Origin of the sequence: Geofilum rubicundum JCM 15548 (assembly GCF_000974365.1) — a bacterium.
Taxonomy (GTDB): Bacteria; Bacteroidota; Bacteroidia; order Bacteroidales; family Marinilabiliaceae; genus Geofilum; species Geofilum rubicundum.
In genome coordinates this window covers 1-12,999 of sequence record NZ_BAZW01000077.1, presented here as the reverse complement: position 1 = coordinate 12,999, position 12,999 = coordinate 1, and the positions used below count along the sequence as shown (strand labels likewise).

The following is a 12,999-nucleotide window of genomic DNA, read 5'->3' as shown; positions in this document are numbered from 1 at the left end:
AGTTCGCTAATGTTAAAGCGGGAGAGTATGGTGGAATGGGACATGTTAGTTGGATTGTGTGTGAATTTTTCTGGCGGATTGCGCGCAAAGGTACCATTAAAAAGAGGGATATTTGAGCTGAATCATCTTTTCGGTGTATCTTTGCGCCGATAAATATTGTTAATTAATTCATTTTCATGTCATTTTCTTCTCTGGGACTATCGTCTGCTTTGCTGAAAGCGGTGGCCGAACAAAAACTGACTGCTCCGTACCCCATACAAAAGGAGGCCATACCTGCCATTTTAACGGGGAAAGATGTTTTAGGCATTGCCAAAACGGGCTCGGGTAAAACGGCCAGTTTTGTGTTACCCATTCTGGAACAATTGCAGCAACAAGTCCTGCCTGCCAAAAACCGGCACGTAAAAGCGCTGGTGATGGTGCCTACACGGGAATTGGCCGATCAGGTGCAGGCTACTTTGGTGGCGCTGGGGGCATATTTGCCGCAAAAGGTGAAAAGTCTGGCCGTATACGGCGGTGTGTCCATTAACCCACAGATGATCGCTCTGCAGGGAGTGGACATCCTGGTGGCGACACCAGGGAGATTACTGGAACTGATTGGATCCAATGCCACGTCCCTGTCGGCTGTCCAGATTTTGGTGCTCGATGAGGCCGATAAGATGCTGAACCTGGGCTTTAAAGAGGAGATGACAAAGGTGCTGGAATTGCTCCCTGCGAAGCGTCAAACCTTACTGTTTTCAGCTACTTTGAGCAGTGACTTGAGTACCTTTCAATCGCATCTGCTGCGGGATCCTTTGGTGATCAAGGTCAAAGAGGAAGAGGGGCCCAATCTGGATTTGATACGACAAACGGCCTACATGATTGCCGAGGAAAAGAAGGGGCCTTTGCTGCGTTATCTGCTTAAACAAAATGATTGGCCGCAAGTGTTGGTGTTTACTTCTTCGGTGCACCGGGCCGATGCGGTGGTATTTAAGCTGAGAGCCAATGGCATTGAAGCAGAGGCCATTCATAGCAAGAAAAGTCAGAGCAGACGAAAAACGGCTTTACAGCAGTTCAAGTCGGGCCAACTCCACGTTTTAGTGGCCACCGATTTAATGGCGCGTGGCATTGATATTCAGTTTTTGCCCTGTGTCATTAATTATGAGTTGCCCCGTTCTCCCAAAGATTATATACACCGAATTGGTCGCACCGGCCGGGCGGAGTCCCCCGGAAAGGCCATTGCTCTGGTTTCTCCTGAGGAGGAGCACCATTTTAAGGTGATTCAAAAGAAAATGGGGAAAATTGCCACCCGCGTGGATGGGGACGCCATTGATTTATCGTAATTTTTCAGAGGCGGTAAGTGATTTCTGCCCAAAAGAAATCTAATGCCTTGGGAACTTCTATCCTTTATTCTATTTCTTCAACGGAGACAAAAATGACGCCTCTTCTCAGGTCACTGATGGCGGCAAAGGCGGACTTGGACAGGTCGATGATGCGTCCTTTGACATACGGTCCGCGGTCGTTGATGGTGACGATAACGCTTTGGTTGTTATTCAAGCAGGTGACTTTTACTTTGGTGCCCAGGGGCAGGGTGAGATGGGCGGCTGTGGGCAGGTGGTGGAAATACAGCTCACCCGATGAGGTGGCGCGTCCTTCAAAGAAGTTGGCGTAATAGGAGGCATAACCATATTCAATGACCGGGTTGGTGATTTTAACTTTTTCTTCAGCCGTCTCTTCCTTTGGCTTTGATGGCCACAATAAGGCCGCTAAGGCCATGATCAGCATGAGCAGAAGGGTTTTCTGCATGACCGGTGTCTCAAACACTTTGAAGATGAATTGAAGTGCTCCCTGCTGCATGGTTATAAGCTATAGTGGATGGCCATATAGAAATTTCTTGGGGTCCCGGGATAGTAGTATCGGGGCTGTGCGCCACCAAAGGAGGGGGCGTTGACCAATAGCATGGAGGCATGCCGGGTATCTAACAGGTTGCGAACACCGACATTGAAGCGGAATCCTTTCAGAAGGCCCGATGTCGGATGGTAACCGCCTGTGAGATGGTACAATTGATGTCCCGGATAGCTTTTGGTGTTGGCATCATCGAGGTATTGACTGCTTTCGTGTCGGAACTGAAGCTGAAGAAAAACGCCTGTGGCGTTTTTGGCCAACAGGGACAAGTTGAGCATGGAGGCCGGTTGTCCGGGCAGTTGTTTGTCCACGTAATCCACGTCATCCTTTAGGAAATGAATGAAGCGGTTGTTCATCCAGGTATGGGAAGCGCTGAGGGAAAGTTCCCGGTTCATCATTTTGGGCAGAATATGGAATTTGAGCTGCGATTCCAGTCCCACATGCCGGGTCTCCCCGGCATTTTCCCCGTAGAATACGTCTTCTGCATCCCGGCGGGTCATCAACAGATTTTTGACCTTGATGTGGTAGCCGGTCAGGTCGGCCATTAAGCGGTCGCGCCACCAGGCGGAGCGAACGCCGACTTCAAGGTTGATGCCTTCTTCCGGCTTGAGGTCGCGGTTGATGGTCCCATCGGGCAAGAGGGCTTCTTCCGGTGATGGGGCCGAAAAGCCATGTCCGGCCGCGGCGTATAGGTACATATGGGTGCCTACTCTTTGGTTGATGCCTATTCGGGGGGAGACAACCACCCTGTAGTTGTGCTTTTCCTCACTCTGGTCGCTTTCTATATCCTGGGTGCGGTATTGCAACTGGTGCAGGTTGAGGCCGGCCGAGACCACGGTGGAGGTGCCCAAATCAACTTCTGCGTGGGCCTGTATGTTGTAAAAAAAGCGTTGCTCCTGGTTGTTGCTGAGAAGGGGCCCCTGCTGTCCGTCGTTAATTTCAAATATTTTCCACTGGTAGCCCTCGTTAAAAAGTTCGTAACCCAGCGACAGGGCGATATGGTCTTTTTGGTAGGTGAGGTTTTCTTTCAGACCTATGGTCTGTGTCCCCTCATCCAAAATGTTGAAAGGCCGGGGTTCGTAGGCCTTATTCACCAGTCCGTAGACAATGATTTTATGATCGAGATAAGTGGATATTTGAGATTTGACAGTCAGCCCGCTCTGCCATTTCTGGTATTCCTGGTAACCTTTAATAGCCAGCCAGTTGGCAGCGGCTTTATGGGGAGCGTTGGTGTAGGTCTCATAATTAATGGAGCTCGGGATATGGGCCTTTAAATCGATGTAGTTGGCCAGTACCGACAGCTGGTGCTTTTTGTGGGTGAGACCGCCCTGGAGCAACAGGTTGGTACGTTGGTATTGGTTGTTCTCCCGATGGCCATCGGTGCGGGTGTTGGTTAACGCGGCTTTCAGGTAGTTGTCCGACTGCCGGTAAGAAAGGGAGCCACCCAACTTCTGCAGGTCGAAGGAACCTGCTTCGGCCTGGGCTGAAGCCTGCCAACCATTTTGTGGTTTAAGTGATTCAATGGCGATCACTCCGCCTAAGCCGGGACCATAGAGGGCGGAGGAGGGACCTTTGATGATTTCTATCTGACCAATTTGACTCATTTCCAGGTCTTCCACGATGGTGGCCCCATCGCCCGATGTGAGGGGGATATCGTCAAAAAAGGCCTTGATCCTGTTGGAGGCATAGGGGGTGCGACTGCCAATGCCGCGAATGGTTAGTCGGGCCGTGTTCAATGCGCCCGACTGCATTTGAATACCCGGAATCTGCTCCAGAACAGGCTGGATACTGATTTGCTGAGAATTGGTAATGACCGACTTTGGAATGTGCGACACCGTACCGGTAACCGTACCCAGTTGTCGGGTAAACGGTGTGGCGGTGATGGTGATTTCTTCCAGTTGTCTGGTTAATAAACGATCGGTATTTACGGAGTCCTTTTCTTGCGATGTCTGAGGAACGTTTTCCCGGGCAGAGGCCAAAGTAAAAAACACAAAAAACAGAACGAGGATGACAAGTTTCAGCATATATAAAATGGACTATTTGAAATTCCAGAGCAACTGCCTTTGGGATAAAATGGCCCACGAATCCAAGATTCGTGGACCATTCTTTCTCAAAAAATTATTCCACCGGAATCAATCTTAGAATGACACCGGGATTTTCAACCGCCACATAGACGTAGCCATCCGGACCCGTTTCAACATTTCTGACACGTCCGATTTCGCGTAACAGAATTTCCTGGTGCACCACTTCGTTGTTTTGCACTTCGTTGCGTACCAGATATCTGAAACTTAGGGAGCCGGTTAATATGCTGTTTTCCCAGGCTTTAAAAAGTTCTCCGGTCACAAAGGTCATTCCGCAGGGCGCAATGGAGGGCGTCCATTGCAATACAGGTTGTTCCATGCCTGCTTTTACGGTGTCGTTGGTAATAATCGTCCCATTGTAGTTAATGCCATAGGATATTTCCGGCCAGCCATAATTGAGTCCTTTCTCCACAATGTTGATTTCGTCACCACCGCGTGGTCCGTGCTCGTGCGACCACAGAACACCCGTTTCGGGGTGTTTGACCAGTCCCTGTGGGTTTCGGTGACCGTAGGAGTAGATGGAGGCCATGGCACCGGGCGTATTGACAAAGGGATTGTCGGCCGGAATTTGACCGTCCTCTGTTATGCGGTGAATTTTACCGGCATGGTTGGTCAGATCCTGCGCATTGTCCATACGTCCGCGATCTCCTATTGAAAAATACAGGTAACCATCGTTGCCAAATACCATGCGGCAACCATAATGAACACCACTGCGTGTATCGGGGGTCCCCTTAAACAATTCTTGCTTATCTACCAGCGTGTTGTCCTGCAGTCGGGCCCGCATGATGGCTGTATTACCGCCTTCGGATGAGCCTTCGGGACCGTAGGTGGAATAGGCCAGATAAATCCATCCATTGTTTTCGTAATCCGGGTGCAGACGGATGTCCATCAAACCGCCTTGTCCGTGCACGTAAATGGTCGGAAGTCCCTCAATCAGACCTATGAAAGTGCCATTGCGGAAACGAAACAGTTCACCGCTGCGTTCTGCAACCAGCAGATCGCCGTTGGGTAACCAGGTCATGCCCCACGGAATTTCAAGACCCGAAGCCACCGTGTCTACCTTAAAGTTTAGTTTCTCTGTTTCATGAATTTCAGCCAGTTCAGGACGGTAGTCGTGACTCTCACTGGCCGCTTTAATGTCGGTAAGGATATAGGCTGAAACATCAGCTATTTCTTGTTCAGAAAGGCTTTGCCCGAAGGCGGGCATGCCCGACTCGATGTCTCCATCCCGAATAACGGCATCATGTCTGCCATGGGGGTGTTGAACAGGGCTTCCCGGTCATCACCCGAGAAGCGTTCCATATTGAGGCCGTGACAAGAGGCACAATAACGCTCATAATTTGAAATGGCCAGCGTTTTATCCGAAATGTTGTAATCAAAAGAGGTTGCCTGGTTGTCGGAGCACTTGGAGGCGGTTATTAGCCAAAAAAGGCCAATGCCAAGGGCCAAGATGAGAAATGAAAAGTAATGTCGGTCTTTCATAGTGTATGGGATGTTGTTGATTATGTGGTATATATATCTTTTTTTCGACAGGTGTTTCTATTTCTATGAAATTGAATAGCTGTTTTCCAGAAAATAGTTGGTTTAAGTTAGTGATAATGTTTCTTTTTAACAAAAAGCAGCATTGAATTGTTTGGTCTCAAAAGGTTGTTTTTTAAATATGCTGAAAATGGAATATTTCTAATCTGTTTTTATTAAATTTGAGGGAGACATTAAACGGCGAAAAAATTTTAATTGCTATGACCAGATTTTTGAAAATATTTTTAGGGATAATCGCAGGTATCTTCCTGCTTTTATTGATATTACCTTTTGCTTAAAGGCAAAATTGAAGCAAAAGTGAAGGATGTTATCAATGAGGACATCCATGCAACTGTTGGATGGGACAGGTTTTCCCTATCTCTCATCCGCCATTTTCCCAACTTGAGTATGGGATTGGAGGGACTCACTGTTGTGAATGATGCGCCGTTTGCGGGTGATACTTTGGTTAAGGTGGGTAATTTTACCCTGTCGGTTGATTTGATGAGCGCTCTGAGGGGAGATGCCATTGAGGTGAAATCCATATGGGTTGACCACCCGGTTATTAACCTGAAGGTGGATGCCGATAGTATTGCCAACTGGGATATTGTGCCGCCTTCTGAGGAGGTGGAAGTGGAGGCAGAGGAAGGTGAGGCTGCTTCATTTGAAGTGCAGTTACAGTCTTTTCAGGTAAGCAATGGCGCGCTTTCTTATTCGGATGCCACCATGGACTTCAGCACCTCCCTGAAAGGGGTCAATGCTGCCATGCAGGGGGATTTAACCGAATCATATACGACCATCGAAATGGACAGTGATATAGAAGCCTTGGATCTGGTGTTCGAAAAGGTTAAGTACATCAATGCCGCACCTATTGACCTGACCGCTAGTATTGGCGCTGATATGGACAATATGGTCTTTACTTTTGAAGATAATGAATTGAATTTTAGTGGGGTACCTTTGTTTATGGAAGGCACGCTGGCCCTGTTGGAGGAAGGCTATGACATGGATTTACGTCTGGCAGCCAGTGAAACGGATTTCAAAACCTTATTGGCTTTGGTGCCGGCTGAGTATATGAAGGATGTGGAAGGTTTGCAGACGGAGGGTTCTATGACTTTGGAAGCCACAGCTAAAGGGGTATTTGTAGACGCGGATCATCTACCGGCTTTTAATTTTCTGTTGCATGTGATGGATGGACGCATTCGTTACCCGGATCTGCCCAAATCCATTGATGATATCCAGGTGCATATGGTGGTGGATAATCCCGGAGGCAGCATGGATAACACCCTGACGGAGATTAGATCCTTCCATTTTGAACTGGACAACAATCCTTTTGATGCCCATTTGGTGGTTTCTTCGCCCGTTTCCAATGCTACTTTCAAAGGGGGATGAAGGGTTCTGTTGATTTTGCTTCGCTGACCCAGGCCATACCCTTGGATAGCATAGAAATCAAGGGCCTGATGACGGCTGATTTGACGCTGGACGGGGACTACAACATGGTTGAGCAGGAAAGGTATGAAGACCTACAGGCCAATGGATTAATGACGCTTAAGGGCTTTGAATTCAGAAGTCCCGACTTCCCCACGGGCATTCTGATCAGTGAAGCTGATTTGGCCTTTACGCCCCGATATATGGAACTGAAGACTTTTATGAGTCGCGTGGGAGAGAGTGATTTCAGTCTGAAAGGCCGCCTTGAAAATTATCTGGCCTACGCCTTGCAGGATGGGACTTTAAAAGGTACCCTGCAACATGTGTCGAAGTACATCAATTCCAATGAATTGATGGCCATGTCGGGTGAGGAAGAAGTGGTTGCTGAGGAGGAGAGTGAGCCCATGGGCAAGGTTCTGGTGCCGGCCAATCTGGACTTTGTGGTGAGTACACAAATCGATCAATTACTTTATGATCAATTGACGCTGAATAATATCAACGGGCAATTGATTGTGAAGGATGCCCGGATCTTGATGCAGGCCTTAAGGACCAACCTTCTGGATGGCAATATGGTGATGAATGGTGAATACAATACGCAGGATACACTTAAGCCCTTTGTTGATTTTGATCTGGCCATCAATACGGTTGATCTCAATCAGGCAGCCCAATCCTTTACCATGGTGGAGTCCATGATGCCCATTGCCAAACATGCCAATGGCCGTGTTTCTTCCAAATTGAAGTTTAGTTCATTGATTGGGGACGACTTTTCTCCTGTGTTGAGTACCTTTAATGGTGGTGGTCAATTAAGCTCCAATGAAATTGAGATATCCGGGGCTAAAGTGCAGACGGCGCTGGTTTCTATGCTGAAAGATGAGAAGTATGGTGTGGCCCGGGCGCGTGACTTTCTGGTTAATTTCTCCATCGATAGCGGCAATGTTCACGTTGAGCCCTTTGATGTGAATGTATTTGGCAAGAAGGCCAATATTTCCGGTTCGCAAAGCCTTGATCAGACCATGGACTTTCTGATTAAAATGCCAGTCAGCCGAAGTGAGATTAGCAGTGTGGCCGGATTACTGGGTGGCTCTTTGCCTGCTGGTGAAGATATCCTGATTGGTGTCAATATTACCGGACCGGTTTCTGATCCCAAATTAAGTTTAAGTACAGAGGAGTTATCGAATGTTGTAAAAGAAGAGGTAAGGAAAGAGGCTGAGAAGCTCGGAGATGAGGTGATTAAAGAGGCTGAGAAGAAGCTGGATGAGTTGCTTGAGGATGAAGAAACCAAAGAAAAACTGGAAGAGGCCGGTAAAAAATTAAGGGATTTATTCAGGTAGCCTTTTGGGATTTTTGATGTTGATCAATTTCATAATGCGGGGCGAATTCATTGACTTCGTCCTATATTGCAGGACACAAAAAAACCGCTATCTGGATTTCAGATAGCGGTTTTTGAATGAAATGAAATCCTTTCGGATTAAACTCTTTTCTCTTTGATACGTGCTTTTTTACCTGTCAACTCACGGAAGTAGTAAATTCTAGAGCGACGTACTTTTCCTTTTCTGTTGACTTCTACTTTTTCAATAAAAGGAGAACCCATGGGGAAGATACGCTCTACGCCGATGTTGTTTGACATTTTGCGGACAGTAAACCTTTTGTTTATGCCCATGCCTTTCACCTGAATCACCACTCCTCGGAAAATCTGAACACGTTCTTTGTTTCCCTCTTTAATTTTGTAGTGAACCGAAACGGTATCACCGGCGCTGAATGCCGGAACCTCAACACCTGTATTAAAGGCCTCTTCAGCAACTTTCATCAAGTCCATTTTCTTTGCTTTTGAAGATTAAAATTACCCGTGCAATATTGTCTGACCCCTCATGTTCAGCAAGAGATTACACGAAACGGCCACAAAATTACTCTTTTAGTTTCAATTATGGAAATATTATGCGCTATGATTTTGATGTTTGCCGGCATAAGTACGAATTATTCTTCAAAGCTACTGGATTTCTCTGAATTGGTACTTGTCCCCGGGGCTCTTTTTTCCCTTTTTACCACATTTCAATCTACAAAATATTGTGAAAAATTGAAATTTAAAGTATCATTGCACCACACATCTAACATTTAACTATTATGGAAAAAAAGAGTAACAATCTTCTCGTTGGCATGTCGGTATTCGGTGCCATCTTTTTTATTTTTGGCTTTGCCACAACATTTATCATTCAGCTGACTGCACCGGTTATGGCGGTGTTCGACCTCTCTGAATTTCAGGCGCAACTGTTGACCTCTGCCTTTTTCATTGCTTATCCCATTATGTCTGTACCTACAGGTATTCTGGTAAATCGCATTGGCTATAAATGGACCGTTAGTCTTGGGTTGATTCTAATGGCTATCGGGAGTCTTGTATTTATCCCTGCTGCCAAATTACCATCTTACCCGCTTTTTTTAATGGCTACTTTTATTTTAGCCACCGGTGTTGTCTTTCTTCAGGTGTCTGCGAATCCTTATGTGACGGCCATCGGACCGGAAAGTTCTGCTTCCAGTCGTTTGAACCTGACACAGGCTTTGAACTCTATTGCAACCATGGTAGCGCCCTGGTTAATTGCTGTGGCTATTTTTAGGGGTTTGGACTTACCTGCCGTACCGACCGAAGCTCAGGAATTGGCTTACGGACTCGAGGTGGCGACCCGAATTCCTTTCCCCTTTATTGTGATGGCTTTGATTGTTATTGTTGTGGCCGTTACTTTGTTTTTGATTAAACTGCCTGTTATTGCTGTTGATAAAGCGGACACCAATGCCAAGAGTGTTTACAAATATCCGCACGTGCTTTTAGGTGCCTTTGCCATTTTTTGCTACGTCGGTGCTGAAGTTGGTAACGCCGGGTTGATGGTTAATTATTTACGGGGCGGATCACTTCAGCTATCAGCTGAGATGGCCTCTACTTATGCGGCTATCTACTGGGGTGGTGCCATGGTGGGACGTTTCTTTGGTTCTATTATGTTCTCGGATATTAAAAATGGCCTTAGGAAGTATATTTATGTAGCGCTGGTTTTAGTTTTGGCTTTTGTATCCGGTGCGTTTGTGACTGAATGGAACTGGACCATTGGTGGTATTTTTACCGGTGTGGCTTTGGTTAATTTTATTATCATGCAGTTTGGTGCCGGTAAACCTGCACGTACATTGGCTATTTTTGCTTTGGTAGCCGGCTTGTTGGGACTGGTGACTACCTTTACACAGGGACACGTCGCATTATGGACGGTTATTTCTATTGGCCTGTTTAACTCTATTATGTTTCCCAATATTTTCTCCCTGGCGGTTAAAGACCTTAAAGGTGGAGAATTGGCTGGTGCATCGGGAATTATCAATGCCCTGATCATTGGTGGAGCCATTATTCCTCCATTGATGGGATCTATTGCCGATAATTACAGTTATACCTACGCCTATATTGTTCCAGCCATTTGTTATCTCTATATTTTCTTCTTTGCTGTAAAAGGAAGTAAAATCAGAGTCGCCTAGTTTTAAAAATTTTAAGGCAAACCCGCCACCTGTTTGGGATGGTGGGTTTGTTTTATTATCTTGTATGAATAAAAATATTTAATAATTATAATATGAAGAAATTTTCAATAGGAATAGATATTGGCGGCACTAACAGCGCCATTGGTATTGTTGACGAAGATGGCAACGTGCTGGTAAAAGGTACAATTGATACACCTTCACACGGTGAGATAGACCGTTTTGTAAAGTCGATAGGTACGGCTGTAAGAGATATGGCCAAAAAGGTGAAGCTGACCAATCCCGATTCTGAAATTTTGGGAATGGGCATTGGTGCACCAAATGGCAACTATTATAATGGCACCATTGAGTATGCGCCAATTTATCATTTAAGGGGGTGGTTCGTTTGGTGGATTTATTGAAAGCGGAGTTTCCGGAATATACGTATCTGGCCCTGACCAATGATGCCAATGCGGCGGCCATTGGTGAAATGGTTTATGGGGGTGCCAAAGGCATGAAGAATTTTGTTATGTACACTTTGGGAACCGGGGTTGGAAGTGGCTTGGTGGTTAATGGAGATTTGGTATACGGTCACGATGGTTTTGCCGGAGAATGTGGACACACCACATTGATTCCTGGTGGACGCTTGTGCGGTTGCGGGGCTAAAGGACATCTCGAAGCCTATTGCTCTGCCCCGGGAATGAAACGGACGGCTTTTGAGCTTTTGGCTCAGTACAATGCTACGGATAGTTTGTTGGCCAAATACTCTTTTGAGGACATGACCTCTAAGATTATTTATGAGGCTGCTGTTAAAGGAGATAAGGTTGCTTTGGAAGTTTTTGAGTTGACCGGCAATTATTTGGGTCAAGGTCTGGCGGACACGGTGCACCATTTATCACCTGAGGCGATATTTTTGTTTGGTGGACCAACAGCTGCCGGTGACTATATTTTTAAACCGACCATCGCGAGCATGGAAAATCACTTGCTGCCTATCTTTAAGGATAAGATTAAGGTTCTGCCTTCAAAATTAAGTATGGGTGATGCGGCGATAGTTGGCGCTAGTGCGCTGGTATGGAAGGAAATGGAAAAATAGCTTAGCTGTCGTTTCTTATCATTAAAAAGAGGTTGTCTAATTTGTCCGGGCAACCTCTTTTTGTTCGCTTCTCTATTTGATAAAGATTTGGAATATTAGATGTTCTTCAATCCTGTTTTTGATTTTATTTTTTAACTTTAAAGCTCTGTAAAACTTTAAACTTATGTCTGAAAACTATTTCAAAACCTACCCGTCAAAAGATGGCTTCTACAAAGAGTATGGCGGTGCTTTTTTGCCCCCTCAGCTTGAAGAGGAGATGAAGAAGATCAATGATGCCTACTTTGCCATCAGCAAATCGCATAACTTTATTTCTGAGTTGCGGAGCATCAGGAAGCATTACCAGGGACGCCCAACACCGGTGTACTATTGTAATCGTTTGTCTGAAAAATACGGCGGTCGCATCTATCTGAAACGTGAGGATCTGAATCATTCCGGCGCCCATAAGTTGAACCATTGTATGGGGGAGGCTTTGCTGGCCAAATATTTGGGTAAAAAGAAGCTGATTGCTGAAACGGGTGCCGGGCAGCACGGTGTGGCTTTGGCCACCGCTGCTGCCTATTTTGGCTTGGAATGCGAAATTCACATGGGGGAGGTTGATATTGCCAAGGAACATCCCAATGTGGTTCGTATGAAAGTTTTGGGCGCCACTGTAGTGCCGGTTTCGCACGGATTAAAAACCTTGAAAGAGGCTGTTGATTCGGCTTTCCAGGCCTATTTGAAAGATCCGGAAACAACCATTTATTGTATTGGATCGGTGGTGGGTCCGCATCCCTTTCCTATGATGGTGCGTGATTTTCAGCGTGTAGTTGGAATTGAAGCCCGTGATCAGTTTCAGGAAATGACGGGTGAGTTGCCAGACAGCGTTGTGGCTTGTGTGGGAGGTGGAAGTAATGCCATGGGGATTTTTTCCGCTTTTCTGGCCGATGATGAATGCAAATTGTATGGCATAGAGCCAGGTGGTCGTTCCATGGATCTGGGCGAACATGCGGCCACCATGACGCTCGGAAAACCGGGTGTAATTCACGGATTTAAGTGCTATCTGTTGCAGGACGACAAAGGAGAACCCAGTCCGGTCTATTCCGTGGCAAGTGGTTTGGATTATCCTGGTGTGGGACCTGAACACAGTATGTTGAACGATATGAAGCGTGTCCACTATGATGTGGTCAATGATAGGGAAACCATCGATGCCTTTTTCGAGCTCAGTCGCTTAGAAGGCATCATCCCTGCTCTGGAAAGCGCACATGCTGTTGCTTATGCCATTAAACTGGCACAAAAGGAACCGCAATCTTCTATTTTAGTTAACCTGAGCGGAAGAGGCGACAAAGACCTCGATTTTGTGATGGATAATTATGGTAAGGATTATGAATTGTAGGAAAGGGTAGATAGGGTAAGAAAGGGTAGATAGGGTAGGAAAGGGTAGATAGGGTAGGAAAGGGTAGATAGGGTAAGAAGGGTAAGAAGGGTCAGTCGGTAGGAAGGGTAAAGGGATGATAGGGTAAGAAGGTTTATAGGGTGGATTGGGTG

The 12,999-nt window shown here is 46.3% G+C and carries 12 protein-coding genes; 7 read left to right on the top strand and 5 right to left on the bottom strand.

What is annotated here, in order from left to right; all coding sequences use genetic code 11:
* Nucleotides 1-176 precede the first annotated feature (176 nt).
* Nucleotides 177-1,319, top strand: coding sequence for a DEAD/DEAH box helicase (locus tag JCM15548_RS18790; protein WP_062128523.1), 1,143 nt, complete (start codon nucleotides 177-179; stop codon nucleotides 1,317-1,319).
* 64 nt (nucleotides 1,320-1,383) lie between these two features.
* Here JCM15548_RS18790 and JCM15548_RS18785 read toward each other — a convergent pair whose 3' ends face one another.
* From JCM15548_RS18785 to JCM15548_RS24725, 4 genes are all read right to left on the bottom strand, one after another.
* On the bottom strand, nucleotides 1,384-1,833 hold the full coding sequence (locus JCM15548_RS18785; protein WP_227626031.1) for a septal ring lytic transglycosylase RlpA family protein: 450 nt from the start codon (nucleotides 1,831-1,833) through the stop codon (nucleotides 1,384-1,386).
* Nucleotides 1,834-1,835: 2 nt separating this feature from the next.
* Entirely contained in the window at nucleotides 1,836-3,905 is a 2,070-nt protein-coding gene (locus tag JCM15548_RS18780) for a TonB-dependent receptor (RefSeq protein ID WP_062128521.1), read from the bottom strand.
* 94 nt (nucleotides 3,906-3,999) lie between these two features.
* On the bottom strand, nucleotides 4,000-5,169 hold the full coding sequence (locus tag JCM15548_RS18775; RefSeq protein ID WP_062128519.1) for a PQQ-dependent sugar dehydrogenase: 1,170 nt from the start codon (nucleotides 5,167-5,169) through the stop codon (nucleotides 4,000-4,002).
* A complete protein-coding gene (locus JCM15548_RS24725) occupies nucleotides 5,130-5,444 on the bottom strand; it encodes a hypothetical protein (RefSeq protein ID WP_062128517.1) in 315 nt (104 codons plus the stop codon). Before JCM15548_RS24725 ends, JCM15548_RS18775 begins: the two co-directional genes overlap by 40 nt.
* A gap of 354 nt (nucleotides 5,445-5,798) precedes the next feature.
* Between JCM15548_RS24725 and JCM15548_RS24720 the strand changes: the two genes are divergently transcribed.
* Together JCM15548_RS24720 and JCM15548_RS24715 are read left to right on the top strand one after the other, a co-directional pair.
* Nucleotides 5,799-6,866, top strand: a complete 1,068-nt coding sequence (locus JCM15548_RS24720) for an AsmA family protein (RefSeq protein WP_227626030.1) — start codon at nucleotides 5,799-5,801, stop codon at nucleotides 6,864-6,866.
* Nucleotides 6,863-8,233 carry an AsmA-like C-terminal region-containing protein gene (locus tag JCM15548_RS24715; RefSeq protein ID WP_227626029.1) on the top strand — a complete coding sequence of 457 codons (1,371 nt, stop codon included), beginning with the start codon at nucleotides 6,863-6,865 and terminating at the stop codon, nucleotides 8,231-8,233. The genes JCM15548_RS24720 and JCM15548_RS24715 overlap by 4 nt, the downstream gene beginning before the upstream one ends.
* A gap of 137 nt (nucleotides 8,234-8,370) precedes the next feature.
* Here the strand turns inward: JCM15548_RS24715 and rplS are convergent, their stop codons facing one another.
* A complete protein-coding gene (rplS, locus tag JCM15548_RS18760) occupies nucleotides 8,371-8,718 on the bottom strand; it encodes a 50S ribosomal protein L19 (RefSeq protein ID WP_062128515.1) in 348 nt (115 codons plus the stop codon).
* Between the two features lie 305 nt (nucleotides 8,719-9,023).
* Here rplS and JCM15548_RS18755 point away from each other — a divergent pair, with 305 nt between their 5' ends.
* The 4 genes from JCM15548_RS18755 to trpB all read left to right on the top strand — a co-directional run bounded on the left by JCM15548_RS18755 (nucleotide 9,024) and on the right by trpB (nucleotide 12,847).
* On the top strand, nucleotides 9,024-10,406 hold the full coding sequence (locus JCM15548_RS18755) for a sugar MFS transporter (RefSeq protein ID WP_062128513.1): 1,383 nt from the start codon (nucleotides 9,024-9,026) through the stop codon (nucleotides 10,404-10,406).
* Between the two features lie 92 nt (nucleotides 10,407-10,498).
* Nucleotides 10,499-10,804 carry an ROK family protein gene (locus tag JCM15548_RS24710; protein ID WP_227626028.1) on the top strand — a complete coding sequence of 102 codons (306 nt, stop codon included), beginning with the start codon at nucleotides 10,499-10,501 and terminating at the stop codon, nucleotides 10,802-10,804.
* A complete protein-coding gene (locus JCM15548_RS18750) occupies nucleotides 10,780-11,475 on the top strand; it encodes an ROK family protein (RefSeq protein WP_227626027.1) in 696 nt (231 codons plus the stop codon). The genes JCM15548_RS24710 and JCM15548_RS18750 overlap by 25 nt, the downstream gene beginning before the upstream one ends.
* A 163-nt stretch (nucleotides 11,476-11,638) precedes the next feature.
* Nucleotides 11,639-12,847: a tryptophan synthase subunit beta gene (trpB, locus tag JCM15548_RS18745; RefSeq protein WP_062128511.1), complete on the top strand. Its 1,209-nt coding sequence runs from the start codon at nucleotides 11,639-11,641 to the stop codon at nucleotides 12,845-12,847.
* The last annotated feature ends 152 nt before the right edge of the window (nucleotides 12,848-12,999 follow it).

Excerpts from the sequence above, each read along its gene's own strand:
- JCM15548_RS18790 (WP_062128523.1), top strand. The coding sequence starts at position 177 with ATGTCATTTTCTTCTCTGGGACTATCGTCTGCTTTGCTGAAAGCGGTG.
- JCM15548_RS18785 (WP_227626031.1), bottom strand. The coding sequence starts at position 1,833 with ATGCAGCAGGGAGCACTTCAATTCATCTTCAAAGTGTTTGAGACACCG.
- JCM15548_RS18780 (WP_062128521.1), bottom strand. The coding sequence starts at position 3,905 with ATGCTGAAACTTGTCATCCTCGTTCTGTTTTTTGTGTTTTTTACTTTG.
- JCM15548_RS18775 (WP_062128519.1), bottom strand. The coding sequence starts at position 5,169 with ATGCCCGCCTTCGGGCAAAGCCTTTCTGAACAAGAAATAGCTGATGTT.
- JCM15548_RS24725 (WP_062128517.1), bottom strand. The coding sequence starts at position 5,444 with ATGAAAGACCGACATTACTTTTCATTTCTCATCTTGGCCCTTGGCATT.
- JCM15548_RS24715 (WP_227626029.1), top strand. The coding sequence starts at position 6,863 with ATGAAGGGTTCTGTTGATTTTGCTTCGCTGACCCAGGCCATACCCTTG.
- rplS (WP_062128515.1), bottom strand. The coding sequence starts at position 8,718 with ATGGACTTGATGAAAGTTGCTGAAGAGGCCTTTAATACAGGTGTTGAG.
- JCM15548_RS18755 (WP_062128513.1), top strand. The coding sequence starts at position 9,024 with ATGGAAAAAAAGAGTAACAATCTTCTCGTTGGCATGTCGGTATTCGGT.
- JCM15548_RS24710 (WP_227626028.1), top strand. The coding sequence starts at position 10,499 with ATGAAGAAATTTTCAATAGGAATAGATATTGGCGGCACTAACAGCGCC.
- trpB (WP_062128511.1), top strand. The coding sequence starts at position 11,639 with ATGTCTGAAAACTATTTCAAAACCTACCCGTCAAAAGATGGCTTCTAC.